The organism is Mycolicibacterium tokaiense, from assembly GCF_010725885.1.
Taxonomy (GTDB): Bacteria; Actinomycetota; Actinomycetes; order Mycobacteriales; family Mycobacteriaceae; genus Mycobacterium; species Mycobacterium tokaiense.
Genome location: NZ_AP022600.1, coordinates 3508770 through 3525487, shown reverse-complemented (window position 1 = coordinate 3525487; position 16718 = coordinate 3508770). Strand labels below are relative to the sequence as shown.

Sequence of the window (16718 nt, the reverse complement as noted above, 5' to 3'; positions counted from 1 at the left end):
TCAGGGCGCGAAGGAGCGGTATCCGACGTAGAACGCCAACCCGCGATCCGGCGTCGAGAACAGGATTCGCGAGCCCTTGGGGAAGAAGATCGCGTCCTTGGCCTTGGCGATCTGCACCTGCCCGGTGTCGACGTTCTCGAGCCGGAACTCGCCCTCGAGGACGACCTTCATCTCGTCGTAGTCGTAGTAGTAGTCCAGCGGCGCCTCGGTGTGGCGCAGCTCGAAGTACCCCGCGCACATCGGCACGCTTTCGGGGTTGACATAGACGTCGTCGATGAATCCCTGCGTGCCGGGGTACTTTTCGAGCGACATCTGCGGCAGCTGACGCCAGAAATCCGGCGTCACCTGAAAGGTCGGTCCTGCAGCTGCGGTGGTATCGGTCATGCCGCCTCCTCATCCTCTGTGGTGAAACAGAGAGTAATAGGAGGAAACCCCGCAGCGGTTACCGCGAGATTAAGGCAGGTAACCAACTGCTACGACGAACGCCTCAGATGCACCCACTGACGCTGATGCGCCGGCCCACGTTGGCACACACATCCACGTTGGGCGTGGGGTCCACATACACCGGAGGCGGAGGTGGGGGCGGCGGTGGAGGTGGAGGTGGCGGAGGGGGCGCACCCGGCGGGGGCGGCGGAGGTGGGGGTGGCGGAGGCGGTGGCGGTGGCGGCAGATACTGCAACTCCGCCAGCGGATCCGAACACCCACTGACATCCACGAAGCGGCCGCCGACGGAACCGCAGATCGCCTCTGCCGACGGAGCGGTCACCACACCGACACCGAAGGTCGAGCCGGCCACCAGCACCGCCGCGCACCATGATCCCAGCTTCCGAAGCATCACCACATCGTCGGACACAAAGCGCCGGCGCGCACTCCTTTGCCAGAAATTGATCAGACCGTGCAGTCCACACCTGCGGCGTCACGGGCGATCACACACGCCGAGGGGTTGCTCAGCTTCCAGGCGCCGTCGGAGTTGACCCAGTAGATGTCATGGGTCTTGGTGCCGAAGATCGGGATGGTCACCGCCAACTGGGCGTCCACCTGATCACCGCGCTGCGACGCGTTCTGCACCCGCCACGACATCATCGAGCTGTACTGGTCCATGACCCCGGCGATGTTGTTGGCGGTGGGTACCGCAGCCAGGCCGCCCTGCAACTCGGCAGCGCGCTCGGCATCGGGCAGCGAGCGGTTGAGCACCTTCTGCAGCTGGGCCTGCAACTGTTCGGCCGACGGCGCGGGTTCGGCGGCGGCAGCACCGGCGCCGATCATCGCGCCAACCGTCAGAACCACCATCGCACTCAGTGCCGCACGCATGTCCACAACCTTCTCTCGGTAATCAGGGCCCCCAACAAGACCATTTCCACCGAGGCCGCACAAGAGCTACGTCACGCCATCGTTCACACTGCGCCCACCGCGAAGATCCTCGAGTGGCGGTCGCGGCCACCGCAGTGTCAACGACTCAGGTCGCGTTCGGAGACGAATTGCCGTGGCGCGCCGGTCAGCGGATCGTCGAACTCCAGCGTGTGCGCCAGCAGCTGCAGTGGCGTGCTGAAATCGTCGGCGGCGACGTCGACGATGTCCGGGTACAACGGATCACCGGCAATGGGCAACCCGATCGAGGCCATGTGCACCCGCAGCTGGTGGGTGCGGCCGGTGCGGGGAGTCAACCGATAGCGCTGCCCGCCAAGACTTTCCACCACCGTCTCGGCGTTCGGTTCGCCCGGCTCCTGCACCGCCTGCAGCACACCGCGGTGCTTCACGATGCGGGTACGCACCACTGCGGGTAGTTCGACCTGCGGAACCCCCTGCGCCACAGCATGATAGGTCTTGCGCACCACACCCCGGGCAAACAGCGTCTGATACGCGCCGCGAATGTCACGGCGACAGGTGAACATCAGCACCCCGGCCGTCAGGCGGTCCAACCGGTGCGCCGGCGAGAGTTCGGGCAGCTGCAGCGACCGCCGCAGCTGCACCAGTGCGGTCTGGGCCACATGCCGTCCCCGCGGCATGGTGGCCAGGAAGTGCGGCTTGTCCACCACCACCAGGTCGTCGTCGCGGTGCAGAATCGGGATCTCGAACGGCACCGCCACCTCGTCGGGCAGGTCCCGGTACAGGTACACGAACGCCCCCGGGCGCAGGACGGTGGCGGCAGTCACCACCGTGCCGTCAGCGTCCACCACCTCACCGGCGAACACCTTGTCCGCCGCCGCCTCCCCGAACCGCGATGCCAGTTCGACCAGCACCGCTCCCCCGCGCAGCCGAATCCTCGTCGGCCCCAAGCCGTCTCGGTCCGGCAGCGGTGCCCTCAAGTCAACGGCCTCAAGTCAAGGGCACCGGTTCGAGGATCTCGGCCCGCGCCTCCGGGGCAGCGGCGCGCAGGGCATCGGCTGAGGCGTCGTCGGGCTGGGTCTGGGAGAGCACCTCGGCCTCGACCCGGGCGATGTAGGTGGCGACCTCGCGGTCGATGTCTTCGGCACTCCAGCCCAGGATCGGCGCCACCACCTCGGCCACTTCGCGGGCACAGTCCACCCCGCGGTGCGGGTACTCGATCGAGATCCGCATGCGGCGCGCCAGGATGTCTTCCAGGTGCAGCGCTCCTTCGGCCGCGGCGGCGTAGGCCGCCTCCACCTTCAGGTACACCGGAGCCTCGGTGATCGGCGTCAGCAAGTCGGGGTCGTCGGCGCCGAGGGCCAACACCTCGTCGATGAGCGAGCCGTACCGGTCCAGCAGATGACGCACCCGGTAGGGGTGCAGCCCGTAGCGCGCACCCACGTGCTCGGTCTGGTTGATCAACGCGAAGTAACCGTCCGCACCCACCAGCGGCACCTTCTCGGTGATGGACGGTGCCACCCGGGCCGGGATGAACTGGGACGCCTGGTCGATCGCATCCGCCGCCATCACTCGGTAGGTGGTGTACTTGCCTCCGGCAATCGCCACCAGGCCCGGTGCGGGAGAGGCCACCGCATGCTCACGCGACAGCTTGGATGTCTCTTCACTCTCGCCGGCCAGCAACGGGCGCAGCCCGGCGTAGACGCCGTCGATGTCGTCGTGGGTCAGCGGGGTGGCCAGCACGGTGTTGACGTGGCCCAGGATGTAGTCGATGTCGGCTTTGGTGGCGGCCGGGTGCGCCAGATCCAGGTTCCAGTCGGTGTCGGTGGTGCCGATGATCCAGTGAGTGCCCCACGGGATGACGAACAGCACCGACTTCTCCGTGCGCAGGATGATCGCCACTTCGCTGACGACCCGGTCCCGCGGCACCACGATGTGCACACCCTTGGAGGCCCGTACCCGGAACCGGCCCCGCTGCTTGGACAGCGCCTGGATCTCATCGGTCCAGACGCCGGTGGCATTGACCACCACATGTCCGCGCACCTCGGCGACGGCGCCATTCTCGGAGTCGCGGACCCGCACCCCGATCACCCGGTCGCCCTCACGCAGCAGCGACACCACCTGCGTGGAGGTGCGCACCACGGCGCCGTAATGCGCGGCGGTGCGGGCCACCGTCATGGTGTGGCGGGCGTCGTCGACCACGGTGTCGTAGTAGCGGATGCCGCCGATGAGCGCGCTGCGCTTCAGGCCGGGGGCCAGCCGCAGCGCCCCGGACTTTGTCAGGTGCTTCTGGGCCGGGACGGACTTGGCCCCACCCAGCTGGTCGTAGAGGAAGATGCCGGCCGCGATGTACGGGCGTTCCCACACCCGATTGGTCAGCGGGAACAGAAACGGGAGCGGCTTAACCAGATGCGGCGCCAGCGTGGTCAGGGACAGCTCGCGCTCGTGCAGGGCTTCGCGGACCAGACCGAATTCCAGCTGCTCCAGATACCGCAGCCCGCCGTGGAACATCTTCGACGAGCGGCTGGAGGTGCCGGAGGCGAAATCGCGCGCCTCCACCAGGGCGACCTTGAGCCCGCGGGTGGCCGCGTCCAGCGCAGCCCCGGCGCCGACGACGCCTCCGCCGATCACCACCACATCGAACTGCTCGGCGCCCAGGCGCTCCCACGCCCGCCGGCGTTCTGCAGGACCCATCAACGACCCGGTGCCCAGTTCGACGTCCGTCACGCGCACTCCTCGTTACTCGTCGCAGTGGTTACACGCTGCAGCGTTCTCCAGGCTACGTCGGCTAATCCAGGTCGTCGTGCGCCATCAGTCGCCGCGCCGCTTCCACGATGGAGCCCGACAGGGACGGATACACCGACAGCGTCTGCGCCAGGTCGGTCACCGAGATGCGGTTCTGCACGGCCAGAGCGATGGGCAAGATCAGCTCCGAGGCAATGGGCGCCACCACCACGCCGCCGATCACCACGCCGGTGGCCGGGCGGCAGAAAATCTTCACAAAACCGTGCCGCAGCAGGCTCATCTTGGCGCGGGCATTGGTGTTCAGCGGCAGCATGATGGTGCGCGCCGGGACGCTGCCGTCGTCGATCGCGGTCTGCGGGATGCCGACGGCGGCGATCTCGGGCCGGGTGAATGTGGCTGATGCCACAGTCCGCAGCCGGATCGGGGCCACTCCCTCACCGAGGGCGTGGTACATCGCGATGCGCCCCTGCATGGCGGCCACCGACGCCAGCGGCAGCAACCCCGTGCAGTCGCCGGCGGCGTAGATGCCCGAGGCAGGGGTCCGCGACACCCGGTCCACCGGGATGTAGCCGCCGGGCTTGAGCTCCACGCCCACCCGCTCGAGGCCCAGGCCCGCGGTGTTGGGCACCGAGCCCACGGTCATCAGTGCATGGCTGCCCTCGACGACGCGGCCGTCGGCCATCGTCACGGCGACGCCGCGCTCGGAGCGGGTCACCGAGTCGGCACGCGCGTTCTTGACCAGCGTCACACCCCGCTCGTTGAACACCTCTTCCAGCGCAGCGGCGGCGTCGCGGTCCTCGTGCGGCAGGATCTGGTCGCGGCTGGCCACCACGGTCACGTCGACGCCGAGTTCGGTGTAGGCGTTGCAGAACTCCGCACCGGTGACCCCGGAGCCCACGATGATCAGGTGTTCGGGCAGCTCGTCGAGGTCGTAGAGCTGGCGCCAGGTCAGGATGCGCTCGCCGTCGGGCACCGCGTTGGGCAGCACGCGCGGGCTGGCGCCGGTGGCGATCAGCACGATGTCGGCCTTGAGCACCCCGGTCTTGCCGTCGGGTGTGCTGACCTTGACCCGGTGGTGTGCCATCCCTGACACGTCGTCCACCAGCTCACCGCGCCCGCCGATGATGGTGACGCGCTGGTTGAGCAGCTGGCTGCCGATGTCGGCGGACTGGCTGCGGGCCAGCGTCTTGACCCGGTTGTTGATCTGGGTGAGTTCGATCTTGGCGGCGTCGATACCGATGTCGTAGCCCAGGCCCTCGGCACGGCGCAGTTCGGTGCGCACGCCGGTGGAAGCGATGAACGTCTTGGACGGCACGCAGTCGAACAGCACGCACGCACCGCCCAGGCCGTCGGAGTCGACAACGGTGACCTGAATTTCTGGACCCCGAGCCGCAGCCACCAGGGCCGCTTCATATCCGGCGGGGCCGCCGCCGATGATCACGATGCGCGTTGGCACCGTACAAACCTAGGCCATCGCGGCCCGTGGGGATCGGTGAGGCGCTGATATGGGCCAGCTGCCGCTTTCTGACTAAGCTCATCGGGTGCCGATCTACGCCGCCTACGGGTCGAACATGCATCCCGAGCAGATGCGGGAGCGTGCGCCGCATTCGCCGATGGCGGGAACCGGGTGGCTGCACGGCTGGCGGCTGACCTTCGGCGGCGAGGACATCGGCTGGGAGGGCGCGCTGGCCACCATCGTCGAGGATCCGAGCGCCAAGGTGTTCGTGGTGCTCTATGACATGACCAAAGAGGACGAGGACACCCTGGACCGTTGGGAGGGTTCCGACTTCGGGGTGCACAAGAAGATCCGCTGCCGCGTCCACCGCGAAACTTCGGACACCACAACCGATCCCGTGCTGGCGTGGCTCTATGTGCTGGACGCCTGGGAGGGCGGGATGCCGTCGGCGCGCTACCTCGGGGTGATGGCCGATGCGGCCGAGATCGCCGGGGCTCCCGCCGACTACGTCCACGACCTGCGTACCCGCCCGGCGCGCAACATCGGCCCCGGCACCATCAATTGAGCTCCTGCGTTGACACTGCGGTGACCGCGAGGTTCACTCGCACTTCCTCGCGGTAGACGCAGTGTGAACGCGATCTAGAAGGCGGCGCTCTGCTCCACCAGGTTGGCCATCACCCGCACGCCGACCCCGAGGGCCCGCTCGTCGAGGTCGAAGGTGGGCTGATGCAGGTCCAGCTGCGGCCCCTGCCCGCTCCAGACACCCAGGCGTGCCATGGCGCCGGGCACCTCCTCCAGGTACCAGGAGAAGTCCTCGCCGCCACCGGACTGATGGGTGTCGGCCAGCACCTCCGGACCGATGGCCTCGATCGCGTGGGTCATGATGCGGGTGGAGATCTCCTCGTTCACCACCGGCGGCACCCCGCGGTTGTACTGCAGCGAGTGCGCGATGCCCAGGGGTGCCAGCAGCGATGAAACCGCCTCGCCGACAAGCGCTTCCAATTCCAGCCAGGTCTCGCGACTGGCGGTGCGCACGGTCCCGGCCAGGGTGCCGAGTTGAGGAATGGCGTTGGCGGCCACGCCGGCGTTGACCGCACCCCAGACCATCACCGTGCTGTGCCGCGGGTCCACCCGCCGCGACAGGATGCCGGGCACGCCGGTGATCAGCGCGCCCAGCCCGTAGACCAGATCGCTGGTCAGATGCGGTCGCGAGGTGTGCCCGCCCGCCGAGTGCAAGGTGATCTCCAGCGAATCCGCAGCCGAGGTGATGGGTCCCGGGATGGTGGCCACCCGCCCGACGGCCAGCCGCGGGTCGCAGTGCAGGGCGAAGATGCGGGACACCCCAGCCAGCACTCCGGCGTTGATGGCGTCGATGGCACCGCCGGGCATCAGTTCCTCGGCGGCCTGGAACACCAGACGCACCGACACCGGCAGGTCCGGGACCGAGTTCAGCGCCAGTGCTGCGCCCAGCAAGATCGCGGTGTGGGCGTCGTGTCCGCAGGCATGCGCCACGCCCGGCAGTGCGGAGGCGAACGGCAGATTGGTGCGCTCGGCCATCGGTAGGGCATCCATGTCGGCGCGCAACGCGATCCGGGGCCGATGCTCGGGACCGATGTCGCAGGTCAGGCCGGTTCCGGCGGGCAACACCTTGGGGTTGAGGCCGGCGTCGGCCAACCGTTCGGCGACGAACTGGGTGGTGGCGAACTCCTGGCGACCCAATTCGGGATGGCGGTGGATGTGCCTGCGCCAGGCCACCAGCTGGTCGTAGTGGGCAGCCAGCCAGGATTCGGTGACGTCGCTGATGCTCATGACGCCACCCGCCGCTCCTGCAATTCCAGCACCCGGTCCCGCTCGGTCGCCGACTCCGCCAGGGCGACCACGGTCCGGGCCAGCATGATCGCGCCCTCCACCACGGCGGTGTCACCGCTGGCGCTCGCCGCGGCCGCGGCGAAGCCCGGCTGGTGCACGCTGGCCCCGCCGGCATCCACCCCGACCACGGGGTGGATCCCCGGCATCACCTTGGTGACATTGCCCATGTCCGTGCTTCCCAACGGCAACGAGGCCTCCATCTCAGCGGGCAGCGGGGTACGCCCCAGCCGCTGCATCTCGGCCCGGAAGGTCTCGGCCAGGAAACCGTCGGGCGTCAGCTCCTGGTACATCGGCGACGCCTCGGCGACGTCGTACTCACATCCGGTGGCCACCGCGCCGGCCTGGAAGCATCCGGCCATCCGCTGCTCGAGATCGCGCAGCGCGGAGGTCTCGGTGGCCCGCATGGTGTAGCGCAGCTGCGCCTTGGCCGGGATGACGTTGGGGACCAGGCCGGCTTCGGTGATGATGCCGTGCATCATCTGCCCGGGTGAGAGTTGTTGGCGCAGTAGGCCGATGGCCACCTGGGTGACGGTCACCGCGTCGGCGGCGTTGACGCCCAGATAGGGCGCCACCGCCGCGTGGGATTCGCGCCCCCGGTAGGTCACCCAGACCTCCGAGAGGGCCAGCGAGCGGGCCGCCGCGATGTCGACGGGCCCCGGGTGCAGCATCACGGTGGCTGCCAGGTCGTCGAAGACACCCGCGTCGAGCATCAGCACCTTGCCACCACCGGCCTCTTCGGCCGGCGTTCCGACCAGGACGACGGTCAGCCCGAGATCGTCGGCGACGTCAGCCAGCGCGAGCGCGGTGCCCACGGCCGAGGCCGCGATGATGTTGTGCCCGCAGGCGTGACCGATTTCCGGCAGCGCGTCGTACTCGGCACACACGCCCACGGTCAGGGGTCCGCTGCCGTAGGACGCCCGGAACGCGGTGGCGAGGCCGCCCGCGTTCTCGGTGATCTCGAAGCCCCGCTCGGCCACCAGCGCAGCCACCTTGGCGCAGCTGCGGTATTCCTCGAAGGCCAGTTCCGGCTCGGCGTGGATGGCATGCGACAGCGCCACCAGGTCGTCGCGGCGACGACGGACGACGTCCTCGACGGTCGAGGACGCGGCGGTGTCGGACATCCCAGCAGTATCCCACTGGCGCAGGTGTGACCTGTCCCGGCCACCGCGGGCGATTACGCTCACCGTTCGTGAGCTCCCCCGCCGACGCAGCGTCCCGTGCCGCCACCGCCATCCGCGAGCGCACCGGCGTCGAGCGCCACGATGTGGCCGTGGTGCTGGGCTCCGGCTGGGCCCCGGCTGTCGAGGTGCTGGGCGAACCCACCGTGGTGATCCCGATGGCCGAGTTGCCGGGGTTCACCACCCCGACGGCGGCCGGGCACGGCGGCCGGGTGCTGTCGGTCCCGCTCGGGCAGCACCGCGTGCTGGTCCTGGTGGGCCGCATCCACGCCTATGAAGGTCATGACCTGGCCGACGTGGTGCACCCGGTGCGGGCGGCGTGCGCTGCCGGCGCGGACACCGTGGTGCTGACCAACGCCGCGGGTGGTCTGCGAGCGGACTTCGCGGTGGGGCAGCCGGTGCTGATCAGCGACCACCTCAATCTGACGGCGCGCTCCCCGCTGGTGGGCGCGGAGTTCGTGGACCTGGTGGACGCCTATGCACCGGCGTTGCGGGCGCTGGCCCGCGAGATCGATCCGACGCTGACCGAGGGCGTGTATGCGGGACTGCCGGGCCCGCACTACGAGACGCCTGCCGAGATCCGGATGCTGCGCACCCTGGGCGCCGATCTGGTGGGCATGTCGACGGTGCACGAGACCATCGCCGCCCGGGCAGCGGGCGCACGGGTGCTGGGCATCTCGCTGGTGACCAACTTGGCTGCCGGCATGACCGGCGAGCCGCTCAGCCACGCCGAAGTTCTCGAGGCCGGCCGTCAGTCGGCGACGGCGATGGGCTCCCTCTTGTCCTCGGTGATCTCGCGGCTCTGACCGCCGAACCGTTCGGTGAGCTTCACCAGGCCCCGGGCCATCCACGGCGCGGCGAACAGCATCACCAGGATGCGCAGCACCTGGGCGGCGACGATGAAGGTGACGTCAGAACCCGTCTCGACGGCGGTGGCCAGTACGGCGTAGACCCCGCCCGGACTGGTCGCGAGATAGCCCTCCAGCGGCGTGACACCGCTGACGTGCGACAGCAGCAGACCCAGGCCCGCCGTGGCGATGGTCAGCGCCGCGATGAGCGCCACCGCCAGGGGCATGGCGCGGCCCACCGACTTCAGGGACTCGCGGGTGAAGGCAACGCCGGCCTGCCACCCGATCAGTACGTAGCCCACCTGCACCAGAGCCGACGGGACCGTCAGGCCGAGGTCCTGACCGGTGACCTCCAGCACCACGGTGATGGCCATCGGACCCAGCAGCCCGGCCCCGGGCAGCCGCACCAGCTTGCCGAGCACCACCCCCACCACGGAGATCGCCAGGATCAGGCCCACGCTGACATACCAAGGTGCCGAGGCAATCTCGGTGACCTGGGTGGGGTGGGACCGGTCGGGGTGGAAGATGAACAGCACGATCAGCGGCATGGTGGCGGTCACCAGACCCACCCGCAGGTACTGCACCACGGCCACCACCCGGTCGTCACCACCGAGTTCCCGGGCGATGGCCACCAGCCCGGAGGCTCCGCCGGCCACCAGGGCCAACGCACCGGTCAGCGGTGTGACGTCGCGGCGCAGTCCCATCAGCGCCCCCGCCAGCACGGAGATGGCCAGGGTCGCCACCACGACGGTCACCACGATCGGCCAGTGCGGACCCAACGCCGCCAGGGAATCGTCGTGCACCATGGTGCCGATGTAGACGCCGAGCACCGCCTGGGCCGCCAGTCCGGCCCGCCGCGGCACCGCGGTGGGCGCCAGCGACAGCAGCGCCAGCACGATGCCCACCACCAGGGCGGCGAACAGGGCTGCAGACGGCACGCCCAGCAGCGTCAGGCCGACGGAGGCAGCGACGGTGACCACGGCCAGCAGAACCCAGCGCGCCACCGTTCTCACCATCAGCCTCAGCCCTCCCTTGACCATTATTGACAAGTATGCCCTTTGCTTTCCCTATCAATCAACCCAGTGTGTTCGGCTTCTCGATCCGCAATTACCAAGGTATAACTTGGTGATGCACGGACGTGGACCCGCAGCAACCGAACTGCGTGAATCGGTCATGGCGCTGGCCAGGCAGATGCGCCGCCACCGTCTCGACACCGGGCTGACGCTCACCCAGATGCAGATCCTCGGCGACGCCAGCCGCGCCGGCGTCACCACACCTGCCGAGATCGCCGCCCGCTTGCAGGTGCGGGTGCAGTCACTGACCGACAGCTTCAACGAACTGGTGCTGCGCGCGCTGGTCTCCCGCAGTCCGGATCCCGAGGACCGTCGCCGCCAGCTCATCGAGATCACGGCCGAAGGCGAGCGGCTCCTTGCCGAGGACCGCGCCGAGCGGGACCAGTGGCTCGAGGCCGCCATGCGCGAGAGCCTCAGCGAACTGGAGTACGACCTGCTGATGATCGTGGCGCCGGTGCTGCGCAAGCTCGCCGACAGCGAGGCGGCACAATCAGCGACGTGATCACCTTCGGCACCGCGGGACTGCGCGGCCCCATGCGCGACGGGCCCGACGGGATGAACATCGAAAACGTCGAGCGCGCCACGTGGGCACTGGCCCGGGTCCTGACCGATCGGTGCCTGGCCGGATCCACCGTGGTGGTGGGCCGCGATGCCCGGCACAACTCCGACGATTTCGCGCTGGCCACTGCCGAGGTCTTCGCCGCCGCCGGGTTTTCGGTGCTGTTGCTGCCCGACGCGCTGCCCACCCCGGTGCTGGCGTTCGCGGTCCGGCACCTGCACGCCGCCGCGGGGGTGCAGATCACCGCGTCGCACAACCCGGCAGGCGACAACGGCTACAAGGTCTACCTCGACGGTGGCATGCAGATCATCTCCCCCACCGACCGCGAGATCGAGGCGGCGATGCAGCAGGCTCCGCCGGCCATCAAGCGAGTTGCGGTGCAGCCCAGCGACACCGGGATCGTGCAGACCTATCTGGAGCGGGCGGCCGGCGTGCGGCGCTCCGCGGGCCCGGTGCGGGTGGCGCTGACGCCGCTGCACGGCGTGGGCGGCACGGTGGCCCTGGAGGTGCTGCGCCGCGCCGGTATCACCGACGTCCACACCGTCGAGACCCAGTTCTGGCCTGACCCCGACTTCCCGACCGTCACCTTCCCCAACCCCGAGGAGCCGGGCGCCACCGACGCCCTGTTGGCGCTGGCGGGCGAGGTCGACGCCGACATCGCCATCGCCCTGGACCCCGACGCCGACCGGTGCGCGGCGGGAATCCCCACCCACGACGGCTGGCGGATGCTCTCCGGTGACGAAACCGGCTGGCTGCTGGGCGATTACGTGCTGTCCACGCAACACCGTGACGATGCGGTGGTGGCCAGCACCGTGGTGTCCTCGCGGCTGCTGGCGCACATCGCGGCCGCGCACGGCGCCCGGCACGTGGAGACCCTGACCGGGTTCAAATGGCTGGCGCGAGCCGCCGACGACGCTCTGGTGTACGCCTACGAGGAGGCCATCGGGCACTGTGTGGATCCGGCGGCGGTGCGCGACAAGGACGGCGTGAGCGCAGCAGTACTGGCCTGCGACCTGGTGTCGGCGTTGAAGGCCGCGCACAGCTCGGTCCCCGAGGCCCTGGACGGCCTGGCTCGCAGGCACGGGGTGCACGCCACCGCCGCCGCCACCGAACGGGTCGATGATGCCCCGGCGGTGATGACCCGGTTGCGGGCCCACCCGCCGGCACAGCTGGCCGGTATCGACGTCAACGTCGAAGACCTGCTGGACCGGCGCGGCGACCAGCGCACCGATGCGCTGGTCTTCACCGGCGAGTCCGTGCGAGTGGCCATCCGACCGTCTGGGACGGAGCCCAAGATCAAGGGGTATCTGGAAGTGGCCCTGCCCCCGCAGGCCGATGTGGCCGGGGCCCGCACCCTGGCCGCCACCCTGCTCGCCGAGGCCGGCGCGGAGGTCTCCGCGCTGCTCACAGCCAACTGACAGGTCCGGGTAACGACACCTTACCCAGGGTTTACCGGGGTTCACCTGCGGTGGGGAACACCTCTGGAGTCCCTGCACACCGGCGTGCGTCCGCTCCTGACGATCCCGAGGTGAACCATGAGCACCGCGCCTGCCACGGGCTACGACAACTCAGCGCTGGCCCACGAGGAAGAGGGCTACCACAAAGGCCTCAAACCCCGGCAGATCCAGATGATCGCCATCGGTGGCGCCATCGGCACCGGGCTGTTCATGGGCGCGGGCAGTCGGCTCAACAGCGCCGGGCCCGGGCTGTTCCTGGTGTACGCCGTCTGCGGCGTTTTCGTCTTCTTCATCCTGCGCGCGCTCGGCGAACTGGTGTTGCACCGACCGTCCTCTGGCGCGTTCGTGTCCTACGCACGCGAATTCTTCGGCGAGAAAACGGCTTACGTCACCGGGTGGCTCTACTTCTTCAACTGGGCGATGACCGCGATCGTCGACGTCACCGCCATCGCCCTCTACACCCACTACTGGAGCATGTTCCAGGCCATCCCGCAGTGGGTGATCGCGCTGGTGGCCCTGGCGGTGGTGATGGCAATGAACGTCATCTCGGTGAAACTGTTCGGCGAGATGGAGTTCTGGGCAGCCCTGATCAAGGTGGCGGCGCTGGTGCTCTTCCTCATCGTCGGCACCGTGTTCCTGGCCGGCCGCTTCGAGATACAGGACCAGCCAACCGGATTCGGCATCCTGACCGACAACGGCGGACTGTTCCCGCAAGGCTTGTTCGCGCTGGTGATCGTCACCTCCGGGGTGATCTTCGCCTACGCCGCAGTGGAACTGGTGGGTACCGCCGCTGGCGAGACCGAGAATCCGGCCAAGATCATGCCGCGCGCCATCAATGCGGTGATCGTGCGGATTGCGGTGTTCTACGTGGGTTCGCTGATCCTGCTGGCGCTGCTGCTGCCTTACACCGCTTACAAGGCGGGCGAGAGCCCGTTCGTCACGTTCTTCTCCAGCATCGGGGTGCCCGCCGCGGGCGGCATGATGAACCTGGTGGTGTTCACCGCCGCCCTGTCGAGCCTCAACGCAGGCCTGTACTCCACCGGCCGCATCCTGCGCTCATTGGCGCTCAACGGCAGCGCGCCGCAGTTCACCGGCAAGATGAACAAGAACGGGGTGCCGTTCGGCGGGATCGCACTGACCGGTCTGATCACGTTGTTCGGTGTCGGGCTCAACCTCGTGGTGCCGGCCGAGGCGTTCAACATCGCACTGGATCTCTCGGCTCTGGGCATCATCTCGACCTGGGGCATGATCGTGGCCTGCCAGATCCAGCTGCACCGGTGGGAGAAGAAGGGCATCTTGACCCGCCCCTCGTTCCGAATGCCGCTCTCGCCGTACACCAGTTACGCGACCCTGGTCTTCCTGGCGGCCGTCACCGTCCTGATGTGCTACGAGAACTACTGGAACGCCGTCGCTCTCGCCGTCATCGTGCCCGCCCTGATCGCCGGCTGGTATGCGGTGCGCGCCAAGGTGATGGCGATCTCGGCCGCCCGGATCGGCATCACCGGCGACTACCCGGTGGTGGCGGACACCCCGATGATGGACGAGCACCGTCGCAAACCCGGCAGGCCCGGGAGCGACTGAGCCGTCCCGTCAACAGGGCAGCGTGGCCGCCTTGGCCAGTGCCGCGTACTGGTAGGCGTACACATAGGCCCAATACGGGACGCTGTAGTCGTAGGCCCGGGGCACCGGGTGCATGGTCAACTCACCGCCGAAGCACTTCTCGAAGATGTAGCGGGCCCGCACCATGTGGAAGTTCCAGGACACCACGATCAGGTGCGTCCAGCCGCGCTCCCGGGCCATGGCGGAGGCGAACATCGCCTCGCCCAGCGTGGTCCAGGGGTCGGGGACGAAGCACACCACCTCGATGCGCGCCGTGCCCGATGCGCAGGCCCGCCGGATCACCGGGTAGTCCGGCGGGTAGGAGTCGGCGATCACCAGGGTGTCGGCATAACCCTGCCGGGCCAGCTCCAGTCCGTAGTCGATGCGGCCGTCCTGATCGCCGCCGAGCACCACGATGGCGTCCGCCTTGGTCAGCGGGTCGACATGCGGACGGGTGAACAGCGCGTACCCGGCCACCCCGGCCACGGTCACGATCACCAGCGCGACGGCCGTGGTCCAGAACAGGAATCGTCGCACTCAGCGGGGACCGAACTGGCGATCACCCGCGTCGCCGAGGCCCGGGACGATGTAGGCCACCTCGTTGAGACCGTCGTCGATGGTGGCGGTGTAGAGCCTCACCTGTGGCGCCGCCGCCTCTACGGCGGCCACCCCCTCCGGGGCGGCCACCACGCACAGCAGCGTGATGTCCACGGCGCCCCGCGATTGCAGCAACCCCAGTGCGTGCACCATCGACCCCCCGGTGGCGAGCATGGGATCCAAGACGAAGACCGGCTGCTCGCTCAGGTCATCGGGCAGCGATTCCAGGTACGGCGTGGGTTGGTGGGTCTCCTCGTTGCGGGCGACCCCGATGAAGCCGACTTTGGCCTCGGGGATGAGTGCGTGCGCCTGATCCACCATGCCGAGGCCGGCCCGCAGCACCGGGACCAGCAGCGGCGGCGAGGCCAGGCGGTGGCCCGTGGTGTCCATCAGCGGCGTGCGCACATTGATGGCCGCCCGGGGGGCGTCGCGGGTGGCCTCGTAGACCAGCATCAGCGTGAGGTCGCGCAACGCGGCACGGAAGCCGGCGTTGTCGGTGCGCTCGTCTCGCAGCGTGGTCAGCCGCGCCGCGGCCAGGGGGTGATCGACGACCCGCACATCCATAGGCCGCAACCCTAGAGAACTCCCGCCGAGCGTGCGCGCCCGCGGGCAAAACGCCGCGCCGTCGACGTGGTTTGCGCACGGGCGTCGCGGACTCCCCAGGGCACGTCGTTATCCTGTGCCGCATGGCTGCTGAGCTTGTGCCGATCCGACTCACCCTGACCGCGGGCGATTTCTACACTGTGTGGGCGCCCCGCTGGCGCGATGCCGGCGACGAGTGGGAGGCGCTGCTGGGTGACGAGGACGATCTCTACGGCCTGCCCGGACCGGCGGAGCTGGCGGCGTTCGTGCGCGGCGGCGCCCCCAACGATCTGTCCGACCACCCGGCGTGGCCGCAGCTGGTCGAGGCCAATGCACACCGCTTCGATCCGGGCGAGGATCGGCAGTTCGACCTGATCGCCGTGGAAGAGCTGCTGGCCGACAAGCCCACCGAGGAGTCGGTGGCCACCCTGGCCCGCACGCTGGCCATCGTGTCGTCCATCGGGTCGGTGTGCGAGCTGCCCGCGGTCACCAAGTTCTTCAACGGCAACCCCGCGCTCAGCGGCGTCAACGGCGGGCTGGACGAATTCAGCGGCAAAGCCGGCCTCAAGCGCTGGAACAACATCGCCGCGATCGTGGGGCGCAACTGGGACGGCATCATCGCCGCGATCGACGACATCATCACCACCCCGGATGTCGACGAGAAGCTGGTGGCCGCGGCCACCGAGGAGCTGGCCGCACCGGCACCCGAAGAGCCCGAGGACGAGCTGGTGGCCGAGGACGGCGCCGAGGGCGTCGACGACGGCGTTCTCGACGACGAGGTTGACCCCGAGGACGAGGTGCTGGCCGCCGAGGCCGAGAGCGCCGGTGCACTCGGCGGCGACGATGACTTCTGGGCCAAGGTCGGCATCGATCCGGTTCAGCTGATGACCAGCTCGGGGACCTTCTTCACCCTGCGCTGCTACTTCGATGACCGCCCGCTGTTCCTCGGTCGCAACGGCCGCATCAGCGTCTTCACCTCCGAGCGGGCGCTGGCCCGCTACCTGGCCGACGAGCACGACCACGACCTCTCGGACTTGAGCACCTACGACGACATCCGCACCGCCGCGGTGGACGGCTCGCTGGACGTCAGCGTCACCGACGAGAACGTCTATGTGCTCACCGGACTGTCGGAGGAGATCGCCGAGGGCCCAGAGGGCATCGACCGCGATCAGCTGGCCCTGGCCGTCGAGCTGCTCCAGGACGTCGGCGACTACTCCGGGGACGACACGGTGGACAAGACCCTGGCCGCCGATACCCCGCTGGGGCAGTTCGTCGCCCACGTGGAGGACCCGGCGGCCGCGGACAAGCCCGGCGCGCCCTACACCAAGGCCGTCGAGGGCTTCGAGCGCCTCGAGCGCTTCCTGGACACCCGCCTGCGCCGCGAGTGAGTGATTTGCGGAGTCTCACCGGCGCCCAGCACCGGAAAGAC

The 16718-nt window shown here is 69.0% G+C and carries 17 protein-coding genes; 6 read left to right on the top strand and 11 right to left on the bottom strand.

What is annotated here, in order from left to right; all coding sequences use genetic code 11:
• From G6N58_RS17185 to G6N58_RS17160, 6 genes are all read right to left on the bottom strand, one after another.
• The gene (locus tag G6N58_RS17185; protein WP_115277912.1) at positions 1-384 is read right to left on the bottom strand and encodes a cupin domain-containing protein; all 384 of its coding nucleotides are present in this window, start codon (positions 382-384) and stop codon (positions 1-3) included.
• 103 nt (positions 385-487) lie between these two features.
• The gene (locus tag G6N58_RS17180; protein WP_163908218.1) at positions 488-835 is read right to left on the bottom strand and encodes an RNA-binding protein; all 348 of its coding nucleotides are present in this window, start codon (positions 833-835) and stop codon (positions 488-490) included.
• Between the two features lie 53 nt (positions 836-888).
• Complete coding sequence (locus G6N58_RS17175) at positions 889-1311, bottom strand: MTB12 C-terminal domain-containing protein (RefSeq protein ID WP_068919655.1); 423 nt, start codon at positions 1309-1311, stop codon at positions 889-891.
• A 137-nt stretch (positions 1312-1448) separates the two neighbouring features.
• The gene (locus tag G6N58_RS17170) at positions 1449-2276 is read right to left on the bottom strand and encodes a pseudouridine synthase (protein WP_232067901.1); all 828 of its coding nucleotides are present in this window, start codon (positions 2274-2276) and stop codon (positions 1449-1451) included.
• Between the two features lie 40 nt (positions 2277-2316).
• Positions 2317-4020 (bottom strand): glycerol-3-phosphate dehydrogenase/oxidase, encoded by a 1704-nt coding sequence (locus G6N58_RS17165; protein WP_115281452.1) that lies wholly within the window; start codon positions 4018-4020, stop codon positions 2317-2319.
• 94 nt (positions 4021-4114) lie between these two features.
• Positions 4115-5527, bottom strand: coding sequence for an NAD(P)H-quinone dehydrogenase (locus tag G6N58_RS17160; protein ID WP_115277915.1), 1413 nt, complete (start codon positions 5525-5527; stop codon positions 4115-4117).
• 85 nt (positions 5528-5612) lie between these two features.
• On the opposite strand from G6N58_RS17160, the gene G6N58_RS17155 reads away from it, so the two are divergent.
• Positions 5613-6092 (top strand): gamma-glutamylcyclotransferase family protein, encoded by a 480-nt coding sequence (locus G6N58_RS17155; protein WP_115277916.1) that lies wholly within the window; start codon positions 5613-5615, stop codon positions 6090-6092.
• Between the two features lie 74 nt (positions 6093-6166).
• On the opposite strand, the gene G6N58_RS17150 is transcribed toward G6N58_RS17155, so the two are convergent.
• Entirely contained in the window at positions 6167-7336 is a 1170-nt protein-coding gene (locus G6N58_RS17150; RefSeq protein ID WP_115277917.1) for an amidohydrolase, read from the bottom strand.
• Entirely contained in the window at positions 7333-8517 is a 1185-nt protein-coding gene (locus G6N58_RS17145; protein WP_115277918.1) for a M20 family metallopeptidase, read from the bottom strand. Before G6N58_RS17145 ends, G6N58_RS17150 begins: the two co-directional genes overlap by 4 nt.
• A gap of 68 nt (positions 8518-8585) precedes the next feature.
• On the opposite strand from G6N58_RS17145, the gene G6N58_RS17140 reads away from it, so the two are divergent.
• Positions 8586-9380 carry a purine-nucleoside phosphorylase gene (locus tag G6N58_RS17140; protein ID WP_115277919.1) on the top strand — a complete coding sequence of 265 codons (795 nt, stop codon included), beginning with the start codon at positions 8586-8588 and terminating at the stop codon, positions 9378-9380.
• Here the strand turns inward: G6N58_RS17140 and G6N58_RS17135 are convergent.
• Positions 9326-10438: an AbrB family protein gene (locus tag G6N58_RS17135; protein ID WP_179968221.1), complete on the bottom strand. Its 1113-nt coding sequence runs from the start codon at positions 10436-10438 to the stop codon at positions 9326-9328. The two genes, G6N58_RS17140 and G6N58_RS17135, sit on opposite strands and share 55 nt — an antisense overlap.
• Positions 10439-10550: 112 nt before the next feature.
• On the opposite strand from G6N58_RS17135, the gene G6N58_RS17130 reads away from it, so the two are divergent.
• From G6N58_RS17130 to G6N58_RS17120, 3 genes are all read left to right on the top strand, one after another.
• Positions 10551-10997, top strand: coding sequence for a MarR family winged helix-turn-helix transcriptional regulator (locus G6N58_RS17130; RefSeq protein ID WP_068915813.1), 447 nt, complete (start codon positions 10551-10553; stop codon positions 10995-10997).
• Positions 10880-12472, top strand: a complete 1593-nt coding sequence (locus tag G6N58_RS17125; RefSeq protein WP_435406135.1) for a phospho-sugar mutase — start codon at positions 10880-10882, stop codon at positions 12470-12472. Before G6N58_RS17130 ends, G6N58_RS17125 begins: the two co-directional genes overlap by 118 nt.
• A 117-nt stretch (positions 12473-12589) precedes the next feature.
• Positions 12590-14092: an amino acid permease gene (locus G6N58_RS17120; RefSeq protein ID WP_115277920.1), complete on the top strand. Its 1503-nt coding sequence runs from the start codon at positions 12590-12592 to the stop codon at positions 14090-14092.
• A 9-nt stretch (positions 14093-14101) separates the two neighbouring features.
• Here G6N58_RS17120 and G6N58_RS17115 read toward each other — a convergent pair whose 3' ends face one another.
• Both G6N58_RS17115 and upp read right to left on the bottom strand, forming a co-directional pair.
• Positions 14102-14647 (bottom strand): YdcF family protein, encoded by a 546-nt coding sequence (locus tag G6N58_RS17115; protein WP_115277921.1) that lies wholly within the window; start codon positions 14645-14647, stop codon positions 14102-14104.
• On the bottom strand, positions 14648-15271 hold the full coding sequence (gene upp / locus G6N58_RS17110) for a uracil phosphoribosyltransferase (RefSeq protein WP_115277922.1): 624 nt from the start codon (positions 15269-15271) through the stop codon (positions 14648-14650). It lies immediately after the preceding gene.
• Positions 15272-15393: 122 nt separating this feature from the next.
• Between upp and G6N58_RS17105 the strand changes: the two genes are divergently transcribed.
• Positions 15394-16677, top strand: coding sequence for a SatS C-terminal domain-containing protein (locus tag G6N58_RS17105; RefSeq protein WP_115277923.1), 1284 nt, complete (start codon positions 15394-15396; stop codon positions 16675-16677).
• Positions 16678-16718 lie beyond the last annotated feature (41 nt).